Origin of the sequence: Sphingorhabdus sp. (assembly GCF_044338195.1) — a bacterium.
GTDB lineage: Bacteria > Pseudomonadota > Alphaproteobacteria > Sphingomonadales > Sphingomonadaceae > Sphingorhabdus_B.
Genome location: NZ_JBIIMC010000003.1, coordinates 21,441 through 44,307 on the forward strand (window position 1 = coordinate 21,441; position 22,867 = coordinate 44,307).

Here is a 22,867-nt window from a genome sequence, read left to right on the forward strand (position 1 = left end):
GCAACGTCAGATGAGGGAGAGCTTTGATGTACGGCACGATGCAGGATTGGGACCTTCGGGTAACCCACTTAATTGATTATGCAGCGCGGGAGCATGGCACGCGCGAAATCGTAACCCGTTGGGCTGACGGCACGCTTGAACGGACATGCTGGGCGGGTGTTGCGGCCGAAGCTCGTAAGCTGTCGCAAGCCTTTGCTGGCTTTGGCCTGCAAAAAGGGGACAGGATCGCAACCTTTGCCATGAACCACCATCGGCACCTTGCCACTTGGTACGGAGCCATTGGTTTTGGCGGCGTCATTCACACGGTCAACGTCCGGCTGTTCGATGAAGACCTGATCTACATCATGAACCACGCCGAAGATAAGGTGTTGATGTATGATGCCATGTTCCAGCCCATTATCGACCGCATAAAGCCGCATCTGAAGACGGTTGAACATTATATCGTGTTTGACCGCGACGACAGCTACGGCGCGTTGATCAACGGCCAGGACGGCAATTATGAATGGGCGACCGGTGACGAGCGTGATCCATGTATGCTCTGCTATACCAGCGGTACGACAGGAAATCCAAAGGGTGTATTGTATCAACACCGCTCGACGATGCTGCACGCCATGGCTGAAATCGCCCCGAGCATATTCGATCTCAGCCCGCAGGCGGCTTTGTTGCCCATCGTGCCGATGTTCCATGCGGCGAGCTGGGGTTTGCCATTTGCAGGGGCGGCAGCGGGCGTTAAATTCGTCTTTTCAACCACCAATGATGCGGCGACCTTGCACGGGCTGATGCTGAAGGAAGGCGTTACGCATAGCGCCGGTGTTCCGACCGTTTGGCTCGCCATGTTCGCGCATTTGGATGCAGAGGCTGCCGCTGGACGCGATGCGACGCTCGGCAAATTGCGCCTTGTCACTATCGGCGGTTCCGCTGCGCCGCGCGCGATGATCGAACGCCTCATGAAGGCAAATGTCCGCGTATCGCACGCATGGGGCATGACCGAAACGTCACCGATTGGCACAATGGGCGCCCCCACACCCAACTGGGATGACCTGACACTTGATGAGCAAATCGACATTGTCTGTAAGCAGGGCAGAACGCCATTTGGTGTCGAACTGCGTGTCATTGATAAGGACGGCAATGTCGCCCCGCGGGACGGCGTGACATCGGGCGCGCTTCAAATACGTGGGCCTTGGGTCATTAAACGTTATTTCAAGGCTGAGGCAGATACGGTCGACGCCGACCAGTGGTTTGATACCGGTGACGTTTCCGTTCTGCACCCCGATGGTACGATGCAGATCACCGACCGCGTCAAGGATGTTATCAAATCGGGCGGTGAATGGATTAGCTCAGTTGAGTTGGAAAATATCGCCGTAGGATGTCCCGGAATTGCGGAGGCCGGCGCGATTGGCGTTCCGCATCCCAAATGGGATGAACGCCCTGTGCTCGTGGCCGTCAAGAAGCCCGGCGCGGAGGTCGATGAAGCCACGGTGAAAGCATATCTCGCCGAACGGATCGTAAAATGGTGGATGCCAGACCGGGTGCTGTTCGTTGACGAGCTGCCACACACCGGCACCGGCAAGATCCAGAAGGTTGCGCTGCGTCAGCAGTTCAAGGATTTTGTTTTAGAGGATTGATCCCCAAAAGTTCTGGGCAGCCGTGTTTGTGAGATTTTCAAAACAGGCTCAGCTGCCCATTCATATTTGGCGGCACGAACAGGTCAGTTCTGACATGCCATTTGGAACCGTCCAAGCCATGTTTCTTTCGCGCGACTTGCATACGGGTGCGTATCAGGTCGGCCCAAGGACCATGGCCCTTCATCCGTGAGAAAAATTCGGCATCATTGTCTTTCCCGCCGCGCATATCGCGAATGATATTCATGACCTTCGCCGCGCGGTCGGGGAAATGGACGTCAAGCCAGTCGCGGAACAAGGGCGCGACTTCATGCGGAAGGCGGATGGGTATCGAACTGATGCTGGTAGCACCATATTCCGCGGCCGCCGCCGCGATTGCCTCAATCTCATAATCAGTTACCGCCGGGATAATCGGTGCGATATTCACATGCACATAGATACCCGCGTCTGAAAGTTTGCGTACCGCCGCAAGTCTGGTCATCGGCGATGATGCTCTGGGTTCCAATGTCCGCGCAAGTTTCGCATCAAGCGAGGTTACCGATATCGCAACACCCGTCAGTTGCTTTGACGCCAGCTGGCTTAGCAGGTCGATATCATCAACTACGCGTGCGGATTTTGTTGTGATGACAATGGGGTGTGATGTTTCGACCATCAGCGCCAAGATCGATCGCGTGATGCGATAGGTGCGCTCAATCGGCTGATACGGATCGGTATTGGTTCCGATCGCGATCGGCGCTGGCCGATATCCCGGCTTGGCAATCGTTTTGCGCAAGATGTCCGCTGCGTTTGGCTTGGCGAAAAGACGGCTTTCGAAGTCCAACCCCGGCGACAGGTCATGATAGGCGTGCGTTGGGCGTGCAAAACAATAGACGCAGCCATGCTCGCACCCGCGATATGCGTTTACCGACCGGTCAAAGGGGACGTCGGGAGAATTGTTGAGTGAAAGAATGGATTTGGCGAACTCTTCGGTCACCGTCGTCTTAAGCGTAGGCTTCCCGCCATCTAACGCTTCGCGCGCGTCCAGCCAGTCTCCGTCGGCAACACGGTTATTGAGGTTAAATCGGGTTGGCACCGCGTTTGTGGGCGCCCCACGTCCTTTTGTAACATTGCGTTCGACGACATTCTCCATAGGCAAATTATGCCATAAGAATGAGAACATATAAAGAACAAAAATGCGTTCAACGCAATCGCAGCACGAACGGCAGTATTCTGCGCATTTACCTCTCGGACAGGCGCGGCATCAGTTCGACGAAATTGCAGGGGCGGTGCCGGTTATCCAGCTGATGGACCAAAATCTGGTCCCATCCATCCTTCACCGCGCCATTTGAGCCGGGCAGGGCAAAGATATAGGTGCCGCGTGCCAATACTGCGCAGGCGCGTGACTGTATGGTCGATGTGCCAATGCTGGCGAAGCTCAGCCAACGAAATAGCTCGCCAAACCCAGGAATATCCTTGGTCTTAACGCGGTCCAGCGCCTCCGGCGTCACATCGCGCCCGGTGAGGCCTGTGCCGCCGGTGGATATGACAACGTCGATATGCTCGTCATCAATCCAATTGTGCAGGCGGGCGGTGATCAGCGCGGTATCGTCACGCAAAATTGCGCGTTCGATAATCTTATGCCCCGCCGTTTTGATACGTTCGGCCAATAAATCGCCGCTGGTGTCATCACCAGGTCCACGCGTGTCGGATACCGTCAGAAGGGCAATATTGACGGGTTTGAAAGCCATGTTGTTATCGAGCGGCAATGGAGCCTCCTGTGACGCGACGCGCGGTTACGGTGCCATTGGCATCCGGAAATTTCGGCCACATATATTGGGCGAGCCCTTTTAAGCTGCCCGACGCCTTGTTTGCCCGCATTTCATAGATCCAATAATTGCGCAGGATAATCGCGACATAGCCCCGCGTTTCCCAATATGGGATGGATTCAATGAAAAGCAGCGGATCGCCATTGTCCCGAATTTCGCTGTTCCAACGCGCAAGCGGGACGGGGCCTGCATTATAGGCCGCAATCACCTTGGGCAGCAGGCCACCCGTGGCGGGCAAATCGCGCAATTTTTCGAGATAGGATTGTCCATATTCTAGATTGATCGAAGGACGATCCAATTGCGAAGCAGTAAAGGTCGCGCCCCGTGCCCGCGCCATATCCTGCGCGGTGCCGGGCCGCACTTGCATAAGCCCACGTGCGCCGGCTGGGCTGATAACATCAGTGCGGAAATTCGACTCTTGCAACGTATGTGCGTAGACAAGCGCAGGCGTTACGCGCCAGCCGCCGAGTGGTTCCCAATTCGGCATGGGATAGCGTGCCATGGCATTGCTCTGGTTGCGTGTGGGCCCATAATGACCCAGCCAAAACTGCGTGGAGGCAAGGTTCAGCGATCCGGCCAGCTGCGCCAAATTTGTATGCTGCCTTGCATCACCGATGCGCGCCTGATGCCGCAAGGCTTCATCGGCAAGTTTCGTTTGGCCAATTTCGGCTAAACCAACGGCAAGGATTGCATTTGGCTGATCTTTCAGGCTGGCCCAATCAAGCTTTGCAACTTTGGCTGCCCTGCGGGCAATGGGCTCCATGCCGAGCGCTTCACTCGCCAACAGACCATAAAAGGTTTCGGGCAGCTGCGCCGCTTTTTGCATTTTTGGCTGCACAAATTGTGGATATTTCGCCGCCATCGCCGCGCGCGCACCCCAAAACAAGCCTGCTGCCTTTAGGTCGTCATTGGCAGCAAGGCGTGAGACCACATCAAATGCTTCATACGCCTCGGCATATTCACCCAACCGCCACGACGCCAAACCATGCACCCATGCCGCCTGCGTGCCCCATTCGCCACCGGCCGTGCGCGCGAGTGACGCCACACGTTTGGCAGACTGGTCATCATTTTCGATATAATAAGACCAAGCGACGCGGTATTGAAGCTCGGTCAATGCTTCAGGTGAAAGCTCTTCGGCCTTGGTTTCCAGATATTGTTCTGCGGCCAAAGGCTGATCGTCTTTGATAAACTGCTGAAGCTCGCTGCGAATAGCATCACCCGCCGCGTTTGCGGGCAAATCGCGCTTTGGTGCACCGCCGAGCCATGAGAAACGGCGGATGCCCGGGCGTTCGGGAAGAATATCCGCGCCACGCTTGCGCGCCATTGTCGCAAGCTGCTCCGCTTGCGGAAGATAGGGTGCCGACTGCAAAAGATCGTGCAATTGCGCGACCTCAACCTTTGGGCTGTCGGGGGCAAGATATAATTCGGCGCGTGCCATCGCGGCCATTGGACCTTGCGGGGCTTCATCGATTAACCGCGCAGCCTCATCCCATTTCTGGTTTCGAATTGCGTCGTAAATGGCCGAAAAGACGGCCTTTTCTTTGGCATCCAAAACCGTCGGAGCAACCTGCGTAGAAACGATGGCGCGAAAGCCCTCGCTGGTGGTTGCATGCGCAGCAGCCACGGGTGACAACGCCAAAAGTGGACCAAGCCACCTAAGCGCGCGCATTCTGCTAAGGCGTGTGTTTGCGCTCACAAGGCATCCCTTTTTGCAAACATCTGCAGATCTCTCCATGCCTGTGCCTTCATGGTAGGCCGCGCAATGAGCGTACGCGGATGGAATGTCGTCAATGCGGCGATATTGCGGCCATCATGGTTAACATTCCGTAATTCTGCGCGGGCGTTCATAAGATCAGCGTCTAACAGAGCCTTGCAGGCGGATGAACCGAGCAAAATCACCGAACTGGGTTTAATGAGGCCGAGTTGATGGCGCATATAATGGCCCAATTCCGGCAGCATGTGATCGGGAAGCTCCCCCGTCGCCGGTACCGTGGTTGCAAGCCACGTCCGGTAGCAATCCGAGATGTTGATACCAATTGCCGCCAACATACGTTCCAGCAAAATGTGCACCGCAGACGTTCCCGCGGTTGCTTCGTCGGCATCTGCCAAATCGGGCAAATCCGAAATGATGACTATCGCGGTGTTTTCCGGGCCAATGGGCGGGATATGAACGGGGCCGAGGTCATTGCCAGGAAGTGGCGCGCCATCGCGGACCATCTGCCGTAAGTTTGCAATATCATTGGGCCAGGGAATGGATGGAATTTGCGGCACGACAGGGACATTGGCGGCACTGTTATTGGCTGTGGCAGCCTGTTTTGCAGGATTCGTGACTTCGTCGGCGGCCAACCAGTTGACCGTCTCCTCGCCCACGGCAGAATCCACACCAGCCAGCGTCCACCAGCCAGTTAGTGATTCAACAGCCGCCAAGGCTGCAGTTTCTGCACGATCTCCCATAAATCCCTTCAGTCACTTGTTGACGACAGGGTCAATTGCTTGGCATGGCAATTTCCACGAGCTGTCCGAAAATTCGGATGGCCTGATTTACATGCCGGGTAAAGGATAAAGGCAATGAGTGAACGCGAGTCGATGCCATATGATGTTGTTATTGTTGGTGCGGGGCCAGCAGGTTTATCCGCGGCGATACGCATTAAGCAGCAGTCACCCAACACCAGCGTTTGCATATTGGAAAAAGGTTCTGAGGTTGGCGCGCATATTTTATCCGGCGCTGTCATAGATCCAAAGGCGCTTGACGAGCTGCTTCCGGATTGGCGCACGATGGGCTGCCCATTGGCGGATACACCCGTGAACGACAACCAGCATTGGATAATGACCAAGACCGGCAAGTTTAACATGCCGCATTTCCTGACGCCGGGTTTCATGCACAATAAAGGCACCTACACAGGCTCGCTGGGCAATTTGTGCCGCTGGCTTGCGGGGCAGGCGGAAAATCTGGGCGTAGAAATCTTCCCCGGATTTTCGGCTGCAGAAATTCTGTATAATGCGGACGGCTCGGTCAAGGGCGTGGCGACAGGCGACATGGGCGTTGCGCGCGATGGCAGCCACAAAGACGATTACATGCCCGGAATGGAACTGCATGCGAAATATACCTTCTTTGCCGAAGGTGTGCGTGGGCATCTAACCAAGTTGATTAAACCGCAGTTCGGATTGGACAAGGATTGCGAGCCACAGGTTTATGGCATTGGTTTGAAAGAATTGTGGGATATTCCTGCGGAACAGCATTCGGCAGGCCGCGTCATTCACAGCCAAGGTTGGCCATTGACCGACGCAAATGGTGGCGCATTCCTGTACCATCAAGCGAACAACCAAGTGGCCTTAGGCTTTGTGGTTTGGTTGAACTATTCCAACCCATATCTGTCACCCTTTGAAGAACTGCAGCGCTGGAAAACCCATCCGGAGGTCAAGAAGATTTTGGCCGGTGGCAAGCGCGTTTCCTATGGCGCGCGCGCGATTAGCGACGGTGGCTGGCAGTCGGTGCCGAAGTTGGCATTTGCGGGCGGCGCGTTGATCGGTTGTTCGGCAGGTTTCGTAAACGTGCCACGGATTAAGGGCACGCATACCGCAATGAAGTCCGGCATGTTGGCCGCAGATGCCGTTGTTGAAGCACTGGCCGCGGGCCGCGAACATGACGAGTTGACGGCTTACCAAACCGGATATGACAATAGCTGGGTCTCCAAAGAACTGCATATGGTGCGCAACGTGCTGCCGCTGGTTGAAAAATACGGCAATGTGGTTGGAACGATGCTCGCGGGCGTGAACATGTGGCTCGAAAACTTTGGTATCCGCATGCCATTCACCATGAAGCATCATCCAGATCACAAGGCGCTGAAAAAGAAGAACCAAGGCGAACGGATCGATTATCCAAAGCCAGATGGCGTATTCAGCTTTGACCGATTGTCGTCGGTATTCCTGTCAAACACCAACCATGCCGAAGATCAGCCCATCCATTTGCAGGTCAAGGATATGGACCTGCAAAAGAACAGCGAATTCATGGAATTCGCCGGCCCATCGACCCGCTATTGCCCAGCAGGCGTGTATGAATGGATTGAGGAAGAGGGCAAAGACCCACGCTATCAGATTAACGCCCAGAACTGCGTACATTGCAAAACCTGCGACATCAAAGACCCTAATCAGAATATCAATTGGGTCACGCCGGAGGGTGGCGGTGGGCCGAATTACCCCAATATGTAAGCTGACCGCCGCGCTCTTTTTATGTGCGGCGCCAGCTTATGCCTCCGTTGATGACGGCGTCATCGCCTACGCAAATGCGCGTGCGGCAGAGTTTGACGCGCGTCACGGGGAGGCGTTGGCGGGTTACCTCAGGCTGTTTGAAAAGTCTTCCGACAGCGAGACATTGGCGAAGCGAGTCTACCAAAATGCTGTGCGGCAAGGTGACTTTGCGGCAGCACTGCAGGCCATTCGCGTTCGGGAACTGAAGAATGACGTTCCGCCCGAGGGACCGTTGCTTCTATTCACCGACGCCTTTCAAAAGCGTCGTTGGTCCATGGCGTTGTTGGCAATCGATGAATTGGAAGCCCGCAGCAATTTTGGTTTTATGGCGCCCATATTGCGCGCTTGGGTGTCCGTCGCGAAGACGGGCACGCATGACTTGACCCTCAAACAGGGAAATACGGACCCATTTTTCAATTTCTACGCCGTTGACCAGATCGTGTATCTTGATCTCGCCACGGGCCAAAATGCCAAAGCGAAATTGGGATTGCGAAACATGGTCTCGGTTGGCGGCGATGCCATGCGCGATCTCTTCATCAACGCCGCCCCCGTTTTGGCGGCTAAAGGCGACGCCGCTTTTGCAAATGCAATGCTTGGAACCGCGATGGGCTCCGAGTTCGCTGGCCAGTTTAATGAAGCTAACGGACCTAAATCGAATATCAGCCCCAATATCGGGCTCGCGGCATTATATGTGCGGATCGCAACCTCACTGATTGAACAGGGGGTGCCGGAACCCGGCCTGGCACTTGCACGCTTGGCCCTATGGACCGCGCCGGAATATCCGCCTGCCGTCATCACAACGGCACATGCGTTGGGCGAATTATCTGGCGGCCGTGACGCAGTTGCACTTTTGGATAAAATTCCGTCAGCTTCGCCCTATTGGACACGCGCCGTTTTCGCAAAGGCGGCGTTGTTACGCGATATGGGTGACAATGATGGCGCAGTTGAACTGGCGCGCCTCAGTTATGATGGGAATGCCAATTCGGCTGCGCGCGCAACCTTCCTTGGCCAGATGTTTCAGCAAAATGGGCGTCTGCCAGAGGCTATCGCCCAATATCGCATCGCAATGGACTTGGATGACTTCAAACGTCAGGCACCGCAAAGTCGCGCCTCATTTCATCTTATGTTCGCCAGCGCGTTGGACGATAATGGTCAATGGGATGAAGCCCAACGGGAGCTTCGAAATGCGATCGTTTTAGATCCATCCAATGCGAGCGCGCTGAATTATCTCGGCTATGCTATGCTGGAGCGGGGCGAGGACGTGATCAACGCAGAGGCATTTGTGCGGCGTGCATATGAAGCAGAGCCAACATCATCGGCTTATGCAGACTCGCTCGGCTGGGCTTTGTTCCAAAACGGCAAATATATTGACGCCGTAACCATGTTGGAAAAAGCCGCGTCGATCGAAGATGCTGACGCGACAATTTTCGAGCATCTGGGTGACGCATATTGGCAGGCAGGTCGCCGGCGTGACGCGCGACATGCATGGAATAGCGCGGCAATCTCGGCGGACGCAGCGGTTGCCTCGCGTATTTCATCAAAGTTGGAAGCAGGCCTGCCCGGCGACATAAGGGCGGCTAAGTGATGCCAGTGGATGCCGAGACCGCCTATGCCAAGATCAATTTGGCGCTACACGTGCGTCGACGCCGCGAAGACGGCTACCATGACATTGAAACCTTGTTTGCCTTTGCACAGCATGGCGATCAGTTGCAGGCATCGCTTTCCGATACACTCGACCTCACGATCGACGGCCCCTTTGGCAGCGGACTTTCTACCGATGACGATAATCTGGTCATGCAAGCCGCGAACCGGCTTCGCGCGCATTTTTCCATCACCAGCGGGGCATCCATTCGTCTCACAAAAAACCTGCCAATAGCGTCGGGTATCGGCGGCGGTTCGGCCGATGCTGCGGCAGCGGCACGGTTGTTGAACCGGCTGTGGGATATTCAGGCAAGCGAGCAGGAACTTGCGGATATATTGGCACCGCTGGGTGCCGACATTCCCGCCTGCATTTTTAGCCGCACGAGCTTTGGCAGCGGCACCGGAACAGCGCTTGAATTGCGCGATGACAGCAATGTGCCTGCGCGGCACCTGTTACTGGTCAACCCGTTGCAGTCGGTATCGACAGGCGCCATTTTTAAGGCATGGGACGGTCAGGACAAAGGACCAGTTGCGCGGCGCGACATTTGGCAAGCTGCCTTATCAGGGCGTAACGACCTTGAAACCATCGCGGCGGGTATTTGTCCCGCCATTACAGACATTTTGGACGTGCTGGCACGCGCCAACCCGGCCATGGCTCGCATGTCGGGATCAGGCGCCACCTGTTTCGCGCTTTTTGCGGACGCCGAGGATTTGGAAGCGGCCATTTCGCGTCTGGATCCTCTTTGGTGGTCGATGGGAACCCAGCTGCGATGATGGTGGATCCATTCCGGATATTGGGCGAACCCAAAAGCGGTGGTTTCCTAATCATTGGCGACCATGCATCGAATGCGGTTCCCGGCGACGTTGTGTTGGGATTGGGCGCCGAAAACCTCAATGCCCATATTGCGTGGGACATTGGCGTTGACCCGGTTGCGCATATATTGACGCAAGACGCGCGTTTTGCCGCGTTCCTCGGACGATACTCTCGTCTGGTCGTCGACCTAAACCGCGAGGAAGGCGAAGCAGGCGCTATCCCAAGCGAAAGCGATGGACGTCACATCCCGGGCAATGAATTGGACGCAAAACAGCGCGCGGACCGGATCGCGCGATATCACCGGCCCTATCATGACCGGCTAGAAACGATTTTGCTGGAGTGCCGGCCAGCACTCATATTGTCGCTGCACAGTTTTACGCCCGCATTGAAGACGCGGCCCGAAGAGGCGCGCCCATGGGATGTTGGTGTGCTCTACAATGCGCACGAAGTAGCATCGAAAACCGCGATCCCGTTCTTACAGGATGCCGGCCTCAACGTCGGTGATCAGCTTCCTTATTCAGGCAAATTGCTGAACGCGACGATGAACCGGCATGCCGAGGCCAACGACATTCCCTATATCGGGATTGAAATGCGACAGGATTTGGTTGGCGATGCTGCAGGGCAAGCAAGATTTGCACATATTTTGTCGGGAATGTGCCATTTTGTTTCGGAACAGCTTGGCTTAACCACATAAAAACGCGTAAAGGCCGCGGCGATAATGGAGACCATCATGCCAAACCAATTCGACAAATCCAAATTGCCCAGCCGCCACGTTTCAGTTGGCCCGGAACGCGCACCACACCGCAGCTATTATTACGCAATGGGTTTGACCGCTGAAGAAATTGCACGCCCATTTGTAGGCGTTGTGTCGGCAGGCAATGACAGTGCGCCATGCAATACAACATTGGATGCGCAAGCGGACATCGCGCGTAAGGGCGTAGAGCAGGGCGGCGGCATGCCGCGCCGGTTCAATACCATCACAGTAACCGACGGCATCGCCATGGGCCATCAGGGCATGAAGTCCTCGCTCGTGAGCCGTGAAGTTATTGCGGATTCGGTTGAGTTGTCGGTGCGTGGGCACTGCTATGACGCGCTGGTTGGCTTTGCAGGTTGCGACAAGTCACTGCCCGGGATCATGATGGCGATGCTCCGGCTGAATGTGCCGTCTATCTTTGTCTATGGCGGCTCCATCCTTCCCGGTCGCTATCACGACAAGGACGTGACCGTTAAGGACGTCTTTGAAATCGTTGGCAAATATGCAGCGGGTGCGTGCCCATTGTCGGAGGTTGAAGAGCTTGAGCGCGTTGCCTGCCCAGGGCACGGAGCCTGTGGCGGTCAATATACCGCAAACACTATGGCATGTGTGGGCGAGGCGATTGGCCTTTCGCTTCCCAACAGCAACATGGCGCCTGCGCCTTATTCAACACGTGACCAAATTGCGCATGCTGCAGGGGTTCAGGTGATGGATTTGTTGGCGAAAAACATTAGACCGCGTGACATCTGTACGCGTGAAGCCTTTGTAAATGCGGCAAGAATTGTTGCTGCCACCGGTGGTTCAACCAATGGTGCGCTGCATTTGCCCGCAATGGCGCATGAAGCGGGAATCTCATTTGATCTGTTCGACGTGGCCGAGGCGTTCAAAACAACACCTTATATGGCGGATTTGCAGCCGGGCGGACAATTTGTGGCCCGCGACATGTACGATGCGGGCGGTGTGTACATGCTGATGAAGTCGTTGCTGGCCGAAGGGCTTTTGTATGGCAACTGCATGACCGTCACCGGCAAGACGCTTGGCGAAAATATCGATGAAATCACATGGAATCCCAACCAGAAGGTGATTTACCCTGCAACGGCGCCAATAACGCCAACGGGTGGCGTCGTTGGCCTTCGCGGCACATTGGCACCAGATGGGGCAATCGTGAAGGTCGCGGGTATGGACCGCCTGACATTTACAGGCCCGGCACAGGTTTTTGACTGCGAAGAAGATTGCTTTGCCGCGGTTGAAGCACGCGAAATCCGCGAAGGTTCGGTCATTGTCATCCGTTATGAGGGACCCAAGGGCGGTCCCGGCATGCGCGAAATGCTTTCGACCACAGCCGCTCTATACGGGCAGGGCATGGGCGAGAAGGTTGCGCTCATCACCGACGGACGCTTCTCTGGCGCTACACGCGGCTTCTGCATTGGCCATGTTGGCCCCGAAGCGGCTGAATGCGGACCCATCGCGCTGATTGAGGATGGCGACGAGATCATGATTGATGCCGAAACCGGTGTTATCGACCTCAATGTGCCCGCCGAAGTCCTTGAAGAACGGCGCAAACATTGGGCTCCCCGCGCCACCGATTATGGGTCAGGTGCCATATGGCGCTATGCACAAAATGTCGGCCCTGCGTATAAAGGCGCAGTCACGCATCCTGGTGGCAGCGCCGAAACGCATGTCTTTGCCGATATCTAAATATGCGGCGGTAACTTTGCTGCTGGCCAGCCTAGCTTGCTGCGGCGGGGACGCTGCGGTCCTGACCCAGCAAATTGCTGCCGAAAATGGCGCAAGCAAAGACGCCGGTTGATTGCGCGCGCCTTCACGGGCATGGGGCGCTATGAGCATCACAGAAGAGATTATCAGGGTCGCAGCGCGCGGCGACGGCGTAACTGCAAATGGACGCTATGTCGCGCATGCAGCCCCCGGTGACATCGTCGATCCCGCAGGCGGATTAATCCACGGACCGCATCACGCAACGCCGCCGTGCCAGCATTTCCCATTATGCGGCGGATGCCAATTGCAGCATCTTGATGAAGACAGCCTGCGCTTGTTTGTTGCAGAGCGCGTTACACATGCGCTGGCGACGCAGCAGGTCGACATCGGCGAAGTGATGCCCGTCCATCTGTCTCCCCCCGCCACCCGCCGGCGCATTGCGGTCCGTTCGGCATGGGCAGGAAAACAGTTTCAACTGGGATTCAGCACCGAAAAAAGTCACCGTATCATTGACTTAAGGCAATGTGACGTCGTGACGCCAGAACTGTTCGCACTGCTTAAGCCGCTGCGCAGCCTGCTGGAACCACGGCTGAACCGCGCGCGTCAGGTTCAGATCAAATTGGCGATGGTAGATCAAGGCGTTGACGTGTTGATCGAAAACTGGATCGCCAATGATCTTGATACGCATGAGACCTTGTCGGAATTTTCGAAAACCTATGGTCTTGCGCGCCTGTCGCTGGATGAAGGCTATGGCCCCGTTCCATTTTATGAGCCAGAGCCTGTTACAGTCACGCTGGGCGGTGTTGCTGTGGGTTACCAGCCTTATGGTTTCCTGCAGGCGACTTTGGATGGCGAGGCGGCTCTGGTGCAGGCGGTAAATGAGATTATCGGCGAAGACACCATCGTGGCGGATTTATTCGCGGGTTCAGGGACATTTGCGTTGTCGATGGGCGCTGGGCGCAAGATTTACGCAGGTGAGGCTGATCTTCAGGCCAGTCTGGCGCTCAAGGCTGCTGCGGGCCGGTCAGGCCGCACTATATTTGCGGAACATCGTGACCTGTTCCGCCGGCCGCTGTCACCTGAGGAACTGAACCGGTTCCAGACCGTCGTGCTTGATCCGCCGCGCGCGGGCGCAAAGGAGCAGGTGGCGAACCTTGCGGCTTCCACGGTTCCGTCGATTGCTTATGTTAGCTGTAATCCGGCGAGTTTCGCGCGGGATGCAAAAACATTGGTGGCCGCTGGATACAGGTTGCAGCGGATTTGGCCTGTCGGGCAATTCCGCTGGTCAACCCATATCGAGCTTGTTGGGCAATTCACCCGTTAGTGCAAAAGCACCGCCATTACGGCATGTGCGACGAGCATCATGAGTGCCAATGACGACAGTGCAAACAGTCCAAACCGAATGATAACGCGGTTCGACAAAATTTGTACCAAGCTATGTGCCACGCGAAGGCCGACATACACCCAAGCAATCGTTGCATTCAGATTGTCGCCTTGGCCAACCATGGCAAGTGTCAAACATACCGCATAAAACACCGTAGGTGCTTCGTGTAAGTGGTTGTAATTGTCTGCGACCCATGAGGCTTTTTCTTCGCCTTTGGCAGCCAGCGCATCGCGCAAGGCCCCGGCGGAAGAACCAACAATCTTTGCGCCGTCAATCCCTGCGCGGTTCATGGCGGGTATGCGCGTGGCATACATCCATATCCAGATAATCATCGTCCATGCCGCAAGCGCGACGACTGGTCCTAATATTGCACTATTCATATCCACTCTCCCCTTAAAACAAATTCATACCATCTTCAGATCGTCGCCAGCAGCGCTTGGACTGCCAGTATCGTCAGGCACAGGCTCGACAGCAGGAAAAACACGAAGCGTATTGCCACCGTGTTGATTGTTGCCTGCCAAATGCTGTGAATGACGCGCAACACGGTATAACCCCATGCCAGCGACACCGACAGTGATGTTGCCCCGCCGGAAATCGCTAGGATCATGATCGTTGCATAAAAGATGGTCGGCTGTTCCATCAAATGCGTGTAATTGTGCGATTTCCAGGCAACCGATGGTGATACATGCGGATCGATATCCTGACCACGTCCGCCCGGTGCGGCCTTGCTAAGGTCCATGCCGATCTTCGACATTGCAGGAAGGCGCGTTCCCGCCATCCAAAAAAGCATGATGATTGACCAGACGACCAACGCCGCTGCTGGTGCTAAAATCGACGTATCCATAATGAAAACCCTCCCAGTTTTTATAATTGGAAGGGTGCTTCACGTAACATTGATTGTCAATTGCAACTTATTGCGCGGACCGCTTGCCGATCTTCACAACATTGCTCGCGTCATTGGCTGGCAACTCGGCATAAAGGCTTGCCATGGGTTCGTCTTCGACCGGAACCGTGTCAGTCTCGCCAAAGCCATTAAACTCCGTCCGCATCGCGCAGCCATATGCGCCCAGCATGCCGACTTCGATATAGTCACCGGCTTGCACGTCATCGGGAAGGATGAAGGGCCCCGCCATATGGTCCATATCGTCGCAGGTAGGCCCGTAGAAGCTGAATTCAGCCATCTGGGTACCAATTGACGTGTCCGAACGCTGAAGCGCCACAGGGAAGCGCCAGCCGATGTGCGCTGCATCAAACAGCGACCCATAAGCACCGTCGTTGATGAACAATTCTTGGCCGCGGCGTTTTTCGACCTTCACCAGCAACGACGCATATTCGGCGCACAATGCGCGGCCCGGCTCACACCATAGTTCGGCGGAGTAGCTGATCGGAAGATCTTCGAAGCAATTGTGGATGACGTCGAAATAGCCCTCAAGCGCCGGTGGCTCCATGCCGGGATAAACCGATGGGAAACCGCCGCCCACGTCAACGATGTCAACCGTGACCGATGCTTCAACGATGGCGGCACGAACATGCCCCATGGCTTCGGCATAAGCGGCGGGCGTCATGGCCTGACTTCCAACGTGGAAGCAAATGCCCAAGCTGTCGGCGACCTGACGGGTCGCGACGAGCAGGTCTGCTACTTCGGCTGGGTCTGCGCCGAATTTTGACGCAAGGCTGAGTTTCGCATGTTCTGATGACACGCGAATACGCACGCATAGCTCGAGATCCGTTGCGCCATCGGTGGCACGCACGATCTTTTCCAATTCCTCATGGCTGTCGAGGCTGAATGTGCGCACATTATGGTTGTGGTAAGCTTGCGCAATGGCGCGTTCGCTTTTCACGGGATGCATGAAGCACAGCTTTGCATCCGGTAGGAATTTGCTCACCAAACGCACTTCGCCAAGCGACGCGACGTCATAATGCGTGATGCCCGCGTCCCACAAAGTCTCAAGCAATGCAGGCGAAGGATTGGCCTTTACCGCGTACAGCGACTTACCCTGAAACTTCTCAACGAAGAAACGGGCGGCGCGCGAAGCGGCATGCGGGCGAAGGAGCGTGATAGGTTCGTCAGGGCGCTGGGCGCGGACTACAGCTAAAGCGTCAAGATACTCGTGCAACTCAAGGGACCCCCAAAAAAATAACGTGAAACAACAAGGCTGCCTTGCGGTTATTGGAAGTCCCCCTGGGGCAGCGGACGCGTCCCTTATGAAAAGCGGGGGGGTATGTAAAGTGATTCGTTGCGTTTTTAGCTGAGCCGGTCCCTAAACTCGGTCCAGTCGAATGCGCGGACACATTCCAACGCGTCTGTGTCGCTGTTCCAAAGCCAGATGGACGGAAGCGGCACGCCGTTGAAGGTGTTCGTCTTCACCATCGAATAATGCGCCTGATCAAGGAATGCGAAGCGCGCTCCGGCCTCTGCCGCGACGGGAAGGCGGTAGTCGCCGATGATATCGCCAGCAAGGCAGCTTGGGCCACCCAGACGCACGGCAGGGCCGTCCTGAAGCTCACCAAGCATCGCGGGGCGGTAAGGCGCCTCAATGACGTCCGGCATGTGGCAGGTCGCGCTGATATCGGTGATGCCGACGGGCAAACCATTTTCGAACACATCGAGCAGCTCGCCGATCAATATGCCGGTATCAAGCGCAATCGCTTCGCCGGGTTCAAGATAGACGTCGAGACCGGTTTCGGCGCGGACTTGCTGAATGAATGCCACAAGGTCGTCACGCTGATAATCCGCGCGGGTGATGTGATGTCCGCCACCAAAGTTCAGCCAACGCAACTGGCCAAAATAGGGCGCTATCTGTGGCTTCAGCGCCTCCCATGTGCGCTTGAGCGGTTCAAAATCCTGCTCACACAAGGTGTGGAAATGCAGACCGGACACGCCGTCCAAATGTTCTCGCCTCAACTGGCTTACAGGAAAGCCAAGGCGCGAACCGGGTGAGCAGGGGTCATATTTCGCAACTTCACCCTCGGCATGTTCGGGGTTGAGCCGAAGCCCGACATCCACGCCGTCATTCAGGAATGCTGCGAAACGTTGATGTTGGCGGGGGCTATTGAAAATGACATGATCAGAAATCTCGATGATTTCGGCCATGTCTGCTTCTTTATAGCCAGCACAATAGGTTGCGATCTCGCCTTTGTAGTAATCGCGGGCAAGCCGCGATTCCCACAGACCCGAGCTGCATACGCCATCGAGATATTCGCCGATGATGGGCGCAACTTTCCACATGGAAAACGCCTTCATCGCGCATAGAATTTTCGCACCGGACCGTGCCTTTACATCCGCGAGGATAGCAAGGTTCCGCCGCAGCGCCGCTTCATCCACGACAAATGCCGGCGATGGGACGCGATACAGGTCGAAATGCGCAAATGCGCCAGGATCGCCGGCCTTGGTTTCCATTAGAACGTCAGCGGCCCGTCCAGTTCCTTCACCTGCCAAGGCAGACCATGCGCGTTGAGCATGTCCATGAAGGGATCGGGATCGAACTGTTCAATGTTCCAAACGCCCGCACCGGACCATTTGCCCGTGAGCAGCATGGCGGCGCCAATCATCGCTGGCACGCCCGTGGTATAGCTGACCGCCTGATTGCCCGTTTCGGCATAGGCATCTTCATGGTCGCAGATATTGTAGATGTAGAGCGTCTTTTCCTTGCCGTCCTTGCCAAGGCCAGTGGCGATACAGCCAATGTTGGTCTTGCCCTTGGTTGTCGGGCCAAGCGATGCAGGTTCAGGCAGCACGGCCTTTAGGAACTGAAGCGGAATGATTTCCTTGCCTTCATACATGACAGGATCAATCCGGGTCATGCCAACCGCCTGAAGGACATTCAGGTGGGTGATATATGCGTCACCAAAGGTCATCCAGAAACGGATACGCTTGATTTCGGGCAGATGGGTTTTGAGGCTTTCGATTTCCTCATGGTACATCAGATACATGTTCTTTGGGCCAACCGCTTCAAAGTCAAAGCTCTGCTTCACCGACATTGCGGGGGTTTCGACCCAGGCACCATTTTCCCAATGGCGCGCGACGGCAGTGACTTCACGGATGTTGATTTCCGGATTGAAGTTGGTGGCAAAGGCCTGACCATGGTCGCCGCCATTGCAATCGAGAATATCGAGCGTGTCGATGCGATCAAAGTGATGCTTTTTCAAATAGGTCGTGAACACTGATGTCACGCCGGGGTCAAAGCCTGAACCCAATAAAGCGGCCAAGCCGGCATCCTTGAAACGATCCTGATATGCCCATTGCCAGTGATATTCGAACTTGGCGACATCCAGCGGTTCATAGTTCGCGGTGTCCATATAATGCACGCCCGCAGCAAGGCAGGCGTCCATGATGTTGAGGTCTTGGTAAGGGAGCGCGAGGTTGACGACGAGGCTTGGCTTAATCTGGTTCAGCAAAGCGGTTGTCGCAGCAACATCATCTGCATCAAGGCCATAAGTGTCGATAACGACGCCCGTGCGCTCCTTGACCGAAGCTGCAATCGCATCGCACTTCGACTTTGTCCGGCTTGCAAGGCTGATATGGCTGAAGATGTCCTGATTCATGGCCATTTTGTGGACCGCAACCGATCCAACGCCACCAGCGCCAATTACCAATACCTTGCTCATATCCCATTTCCTCTTATCAGAGATTCGTTCAGCGCACGCATATAGGGGCCTTTTATGACAGAACAAGAATTGGCTGCAGCCATCACAACGCCAACGCACGAAGGGGTGCAGCGGGCGATGGCCAAGATCGCTGCTATTCTGCCAAAAACGCCCTTGCTGCCGGTTGAGGTCGATGGTGTAACGATTTGGTGCAAGGCCGAAATGCTTCAGCCCATCGGCGCGTTCAAGATTCGCGGCGCGTGGCATCGGCTTTCCGATTTGAACGCGGATGAGCGCGCGCGCGGCGTCGTTGGTGTATCCAGTGGCAATCATGCGCAGGGCGTCGCCTGGGCCGCGAAGAAGCTGGGCATATCGGCAACCATCGTCATGCCCTCGAACGCCCCGCGTATGAAGCTTGAGGCGACAAGGGCGCTTGGCGCGCAAGTTGTGTTGTATGACCGCGCAACGGAATCGCGTGAGAAAGTGGCCGCCGGGTTGATTGCACAGAGCAATGCGACCCTTGTGCATGCCTTTGGTGATCCGTGGGTCATCGAAGGGCAGGGCACTGCCGGCATCGAGATCGCCGAACAGCTGCAAAGCCTTGGCATATCGGGGCCAGATTTGATTGTTTCCTGTTGCGGTGGCGGCGGTCTTGCCTCTGGCCTTGCGCTTGCCTGCCCCGACGCGGACATCGCGATCGTTGAGCCTGAAGGCTGGGATGATATCATCCGTTCGCTTGAAGCGGGCGAGATTTTGCCCGTTAAAGACCTTCTCCACCCAACCTATTGCGATGCCTTACAGACACCGCAGACTTACCCCATAAACTTCGACGTCTTACGCAACCGGGTGTCACAGGGCGTGTCGGTAACCACCGCAGAAGTGGCTGCAGCGATGCGGTTGGTGTTTGAGAAACTCCACCTCGTGGTCGAGCCCGGCGGTGCCGTTGCGCTCGCGGCCGTTCTTGCCGGAAAGATAGACGTAAAGCCAGTAACCGCGGTTACGTTATCAGGCGGGAATGTAGACCGGGAAACCTTTGTGCAGCTTTTGGCTCAAGCAGCCTGAGCCGCGCGGATATCCATCCGGCCCCATATTTCAATCAATGCGCGCGTTAAATCGCGCATCATAGCCTCGGTGTGCTGCGGACCCGGCGTAAAGCGCAACCGCTCCGTGCCGCGGGGCACAGTGGGGTAGTTGATCGGTTGAACATATACGCCATATTCCGCGAGCAATATGTCGCTGATCTTCTTGGCCTTCACGGGATCGCCGACCATCAATGGCACGATATGCGTATTGCTGACCATGACGGGCAATCCCGCATCGGCAAATAACGTTTTCAACATTGCGGCATTGGCGTGCTGCGCGGTGCGCTCCTCGCTCGATACCTTCAGGTGACGGACCGATGCCAATACGCCCGCCACCAGCACAGGCGAGAGCGATGTCGTAAAGATAAATCCGGGTGCGTAGGACCGAATGACGTCAATAATCTTTTGATCAGCGGCAATATACCCGCCCATCACGCCAAATGCCTTGCCCAGCGTGCCTTCAATGATCGTTACGCGGTCGGCGACTTCATCACGTTCACTAATGCCGCCGCCACGCGCGCCGTACATGCCAACGGCGTGCACCTCGTCGCAATAAGTGAGCGCGTTATACTTGTCGGCCAAATCACAAACGGCGGCGATAGGCGCAACGTCGCCGTCCATCGAATACACGCTTTCAAAGGCAATTAGCTTCGGTGCCTCTGGATCATCGGCCGCGAGCAGCTCTTCCAAATGCGCCAGATCATTGTGCCGCCAAACGCGCTTTTCACAGCCGGCGTTGCGAATACCGGCAATCATGGAAGCGTGGTTCAATTCATCGGAATAGATGATGCATCCGGGCAATACCTTGGCCAATGTCGACAGCGTTGCATCGTTGGACACATAGCCCGACGTGAACAGCAATGCGCCATCCTTGCAATGCAAATCGGCAAGCTCATGCTCGAGTTCGACGTGATAATGTGTGTTGCCGCCAATATTGCGCGTTCCGCCAGAGCCAGCGCCTACGTCATGCAACGCGTCTTCCATAGCGGTGATGACTTTGGGGTGCTGCCCCATGCAGAGATAGTCGTTTGAACACCACACGGTGATGTCCTTGGGGCCGTTATGTCCGGCAAAGCAGCGCGCGTTGGGATAATTGCCCTTGTTCCGCAAAATATCGATAAACACGCGGTAGCGCCCTTCGGCATGAAGACGGTCAATCGCTTTTTCGAAAACAGCATCGTAATTCACGGATACTAACCCCGGGTTTAAGCCGCTGCTGCGGCACATCGACGCCCATTAGTCCCCGGAAATGGAAAAATCCAGCGCGAACGACTTGCAACAAGCCGGATAATGGACGCTTCTATGCGATATTTTCGCTTAGAGTGATTTGATTTGCGACAAACCAAAACGCGATAGGGCGGGACAGCTATACCTTCTGTGTTGGTGTCAGGCCAAAGCTGGTCACGCTGGCGGACACGTCAGTGGCCTTGAGCGGGTGGAACAAAACAGTTACGTAATGCAGCTATTGAGGGGATTCGACCAATGGATGATATTGGGTTCAACATGATTGCGGGTCTTCTGCTTGGCTATCTGCTCGGCGCAATCCCGTTTGGGTTGTTGCTGACCAAAGCGGCTGGCGGCGGCGATATAAGGAACATCGGCTCGGGCAATATCGGTGCGACCAATGTGTTGCGGACCGGACGCAAGGGGCTTGCCGCACTGACTCTGTTGCTCGACCTGCTAAAAGGTTTCTTCGCAGTCTTTATCGCCACCCATTATCTGCCGGGCGGCGCAGTATTTGCAGCTGCAGGCGCGTTCTTTGGGCATTTGTACCCTGTATGGCTGGGTTTCAAAGGCGGTAAGGGTGTTGCGACCTATGCCGGCATCATGTTCGGGCTGTTTTGGCAAGGCGGCGTTGTTTACGCCATCGCTTGGATTGGCGCGCTCGTGATTTTCCGAATATCTTCACTCGCGGGACTGCTGGCCGCTTTATGCGCGCCGATAGCCGCGGCTTATTTCGGCCGATATGACTTGGTGGCCCTTTTGGTCGCATGCACGTTGATCGTGTTTTGGAAACATCGGACGAATATCGAAAACCTGATGGACGGCACCGAACCGCGTATCGGCAAAAGCAAAAGCTGACCGCGGATATGGGAGGCAGCCAGGAACAATTTGATAAGCTTCGGCTCATTAGATCCCCCAATATTGGTCCTGTTAGTTATCGCCAGCTCATTAGCCGCTTTGGTAGCGCAAAGGCTGCGCTGGAGGCTTTGCCTGACCTCGTTCGTCGCGGCGGTGGGGTTTCGTCGCTGCTTGCCGACGAAGCCTCTGTCACCCACGAATTGCAAATTGTTGAGAGATTTGGCGGGCGTCACATATTCATTGGCGATCCTGAATATCCATCTTTGCTGTCGCACTTGGACAATGCGCCGCCCGTCTTGTGTGTGAAGGGCGATTTGGGGCTGCTCAATCGCGTGGCCATTTCCATCGTTGGTGCGCGCAACGCGTCGGCTGGCGCGTGTCAGTTCGCACGGCAGCTGGCCTATGATCTTGGCCAAATGGAATTCCCGGTCGTCTCCGGACTGGCGCGGGGTATTGATACCGCCGCGCACGCAGGTTCAATCGAAGGCGGAACGATTGCGGTGATCGCAGGCGGTATCGATGTTGTTTATCCGCCGGAGAACAAGGCGCTTCAGGAAGCCATCGCCGAACGTGGTTTGCTCATCGCCGAACAACCGCCGGGCACGGAGCCCCGCGCGCGGCATTTTCCATATCGCAACCGGATTATTGCAGGGATATCGGCGGGCACCGTTGTGGTTGAGGCTGCCCCCAAATCCGGATCGCTGATTACCGCTCGGCTTGCCGCAGAAGCCGGGCGTGAAGTTATGGCCATTCCGGGGTCGCCACTTGATCCAAGATCGCGGGGCTGTAACCAGCTTATTCGCGAAGGCGCAACGCTTGTGCAGAATGCCGAAGAAATATCCGAACTTGTCCGGCCATTGGATCACCGGATGCGTGCGGCGCCGGCGCGATATGTTCCATCTGATCCGGCAACTATCGGCGACGACATCAATGACGAGCGACAAGCCGTCATCGACCTGATGGGCATGACCTATGTTTCGGTGGATGAATTGGTGCGCCAATCGGGCAGCAGCCAAGCCAATGTGCAGATGGTTCTGCTCGAAATGGAACTGGCTGGAAAACTGGAGCGCGGGGCAGGCGGAAAAGTACGTTTCGCTGCATGAAATTTTCGTCTTGACGACACCCCTCCAAC

The 22,867-nt window shown here is 55.9% G+C and carries 20 protein-coding genes; 10 read left to right on the plus strand and 10 right to left on the minus strand.

The window, feature by feature from the left end; genetic code table 11:
- Positions 1-26 precede the first annotated feature (26 nt).
- Positions 27-1,625, plus strand: a complete 1,599-nt coding sequence (locus tag ACIQZK_RS01440; protein ID WP_397574581.1) for a long-chain fatty acid--CoA ligase — start codon at positions 27-29, stop codon at positions 1,623-1,625.
- A 37-nt stretch (positions 1,626-1,662) separates the two neighbouring features.
- Here the strand turns inward: ACIQZK_RS01440 and ACIQZK_RS01445 are convergent, their stop codons facing one another.
- The 4 genes from ACIQZK_RS01445 to ACIQZK_RS01460 form a co-directional block, all read right to left on the minus strand.
- The gene (locus ACIQZK_RS01445) at positions 1,663-2,751 is read right to left on the minus strand and encodes a PA0069 family radical SAM protein (RefSeq protein WP_397574582.1); all 1,089 of its coding nucleotides are present in this window, start codon (positions 2,749-2,751) and stop codon (positions 1,663-1,665) included.
- A gap of 88 nt (positions 2,752-2,839) precedes the next feature.
- The gene (gene moaB, locus ACIQZK_RS01450; RefSeq protein WP_397574583.1) at positions 2,840-3,349 is read right to left on the minus strand and encodes a molybdenum cofactor biosynthesis protein B; all 510 of its coding nucleotides are present in this window, start codon (positions 3,347-3,349) and stop codon (positions 2,840-2,842) included.
- Between the two features lie 4 nt (positions 3,350-3,353).
- Positions 3,354-5,096, minus strand: coding sequence for a lytic transglycosylase domain-containing protein (locus ACIQZK_RS01455; protein WP_397574584.1), 1,743 nt, complete (start codon positions 5,094-5,096; stop codon positions 3,354-3,356).
- Positions 5,097-5,119: 23 nt separating this feature from the next.
- A complete protein-coding gene (locus tag ACIQZK_RS01460) occupies positions 5,120-5,881 on the minus strand; it encodes a uracil-DNA glycosylase family protein (protein WP_397574585.1) in 762 nt (253 codons plus the stop codon).
- 114 nt (positions 5,882-5,995) lie between these two features.
- On the opposite strand from ACIQZK_RS01460, the gene ACIQZK_RS01465 reads away from it, so the two are divergent.
- The 6 genes from ACIQZK_RS01465 to ACIQZK_RS01490 all read left to right on the plus strand — a co-directional run bounded on the left by ACIQZK_RS01465 (position 5,996) and on the right by ACIQZK_RS01490 (position 13,924).
- Positions 5,996-7,636: an electron transfer flavoprotein-ubiquinone oxidoreductase gene (locus ACIQZK_RS01465; RefSeq protein WP_397574586.1), complete on the plus strand. Its 1,641-nt coding sequence runs from the start codon at positions 5,996-5,998 to the stop codon at positions 7,634-7,636.
- The gene (locus ACIQZK_RS01470) at positions 7,611-9,260 is read left to right on the plus strand and encodes a tetratricopeptide repeat protein (protein ID WP_397574587.1); all 1,650 of its coding nucleotides are present in this window, start codon (positions 7,611-7,613) and stop codon (positions 9,258-9,260) included. The genes ACIQZK_RS01465 and ACIQZK_RS01470 overlap by 26 nt, the downstream gene beginning before the upstream one ends.
- On the plus strand, positions 9,260-10,090 hold the full coding sequence (locus ACIQZK_RS01475; protein ID WP_397574588.1) for a 4-(cytidine 5'-diphospho)-2-C-methyl-D-erythritol kinase: 831 nt from the start codon (positions 9,260-9,262) through the stop codon (positions 10,088-10,090). The genes ACIQZK_RS01470 and ACIQZK_RS01475 overlap by 1 nt, the downstream gene beginning before the upstream one ends.
- Entirely contained in the window at positions 10,090-10,824 is a 735-nt protein-coding gene (locus tag ACIQZK_RS01480; RefSeq protein WP_397574675.1) for an N-formylglutamate amidohydrolase, read from the plus strand. Before ACIQZK_RS01475 ends, ACIQZK_RS01480 begins: the two co-directional genes overlap by 1 nt.
- A 36-nt stretch (positions 10,825-10,860) precedes the next feature.
- A complete protein-coding gene (gene ilvD / locus ACIQZK_RS01485; RefSeq protein WP_397574589.1) occupies positions 10,861-12,582 on the plus strand; it encodes a dihydroxy-acid dehydratase in 1,722 nt (573 codons plus the stop codon).
- A 142-nt stretch (positions 12,583-12,724) separates the two neighbouring features.
- Positions 12,725-13,924: a class I SAM-dependent RNA methyltransferase gene (locus tag ACIQZK_RS01490; protein ID WP_397574590.1), complete on the plus strand. Its 1,200-nt coding sequence runs from the start codon at positions 12,725-12,727 to the stop codon at positions 13,922-13,924.
- Here ACIQZK_RS01490 and ACIQZK_RS01495 read toward each other — a convergent pair.
- The 5 genes from ACIQZK_RS01495 to ACIQZK_RS01515 form a co-directional block, all read right to left on the minus strand.
- The gene (locus ACIQZK_RS01495) at positions 13,921-14,364 is read right to left on the minus strand and encodes an MAPEG family protein (RefSeq protein ID WP_397574591.1); all 444 of its coding nucleotides are present in this window, start codon (positions 14,362-14,364) and stop codon (positions 13,921-13,923) included. The genes ACIQZK_RS01490 and ACIQZK_RS01495 overlap by 4 nt on opposite strands.
- A gap of 35 nt (positions 14,365-14,399) precedes the next feature.
- Positions 14,400-14,828, minus strand: a complete 429-nt coding sequence (locus tag ACIQZK_RS01500) for an MAPEG family protein (RefSeq protein ID WP_397574592.1) — start codon at positions 14,826-14,828, stop codon at positions 14,400-14,402.
- 67 nt (positions 14,829-14,895) lie between these two features.
- Positions 14,896-16,101, minus strand: coding sequence for a type III PLP-dependent enzyme (locus ACIQZK_RS01505; protein WP_397574593.1), 1,206 nt, complete (start codon positions 16,099-16,101; stop codon positions 14,896-14,898).
- Positions 16,102-16,229: 128 nt separating this feature from the next.
- Positions 16,230-17,384 (minus strand): carboxynorspermidine decarboxylase, encoded by a 1,155-nt coding sequence (locus ACIQZK_RS01510; RefSeq protein ID WP_397574594.1) that lies wholly within the window; start codon positions 17,382-17,384, stop codon positions 16,230-16,232.
- Positions 17,384-18,592: a saccharopine dehydrogenase family protein gene (locus ACIQZK_RS01515; protein ID WP_397574595.1), complete on the minus strand. Its 1,209-nt coding sequence runs from the start codon at positions 18,590-18,592 to the stop codon at positions 17,384-17,386. The genes ACIQZK_RS01510 and ACIQZK_RS01515 overlap by 1 nt, the downstream gene beginning before the upstream one ends.
- A 54-nt stretch (positions 18,593-18,646) precedes the next feature.
- Between ACIQZK_RS01515 and ACIQZK_RS01520 the strand changes: the two genes are divergently transcribed.
- Complete coding sequence (locus tag ACIQZK_RS01520) at positions 18,647-19,633, plus strand: threonine/serine dehydratase (RefSeq protein ID WP_397574596.1); 987 nt, start codon at positions 18,647-18,649, stop codon at positions 19,631-19,633.
- Here the strand turns inward: ACIQZK_RS01520 and hemA are convergent.
- Positions 19,621-20,880, minus strand: coding sequence for a 5-aminolevulinate synthase (gene hemA / locus ACIQZK_RS01525; RefSeq protein ID WP_397574597.1), 1,260 nt, complete (start codon positions 20,878-20,880; stop codon positions 19,621-19,623). The genes ACIQZK_RS01520 and hemA overlap by 13 nt on opposite strands.
- A gap of 255 nt (positions 20,881-21,135) precedes the next feature.
- Here hemA and plsY point away from each other — a divergent pair, with 255 nt between their 5' ends.
- Both plsY and dprA read left to right on the plus strand, forming a co-directional pair.
- Positions 21,136-21,735: a glycerol-3-phosphate 1-O-acyltransferase PlsY gene (plsY, locus tag ACIQZK_RS01530; protein ID WP_397574598.1), complete on the plus strand. Its 600-nt coding sequence runs from the start codon at positions 21,136-21,138 to the stop codon at positions 21,733-21,735.
- Between the two features lie 8 nt (positions 21,736-21,743).
- On the plus strand, positions 21,744-22,838 hold the full coding sequence (dprA, locus tag ACIQZK_RS01535) for a DNA-processing protein DprA (RefSeq protein ID WP_397574599.1): 1,095 nt from the start codon (positions 21,744-21,746) through the stop codon (positions 22,836-22,838).
- The last annotated feature ends 29 nt before the right edge of the window (positions 22,839-22,867 follow it).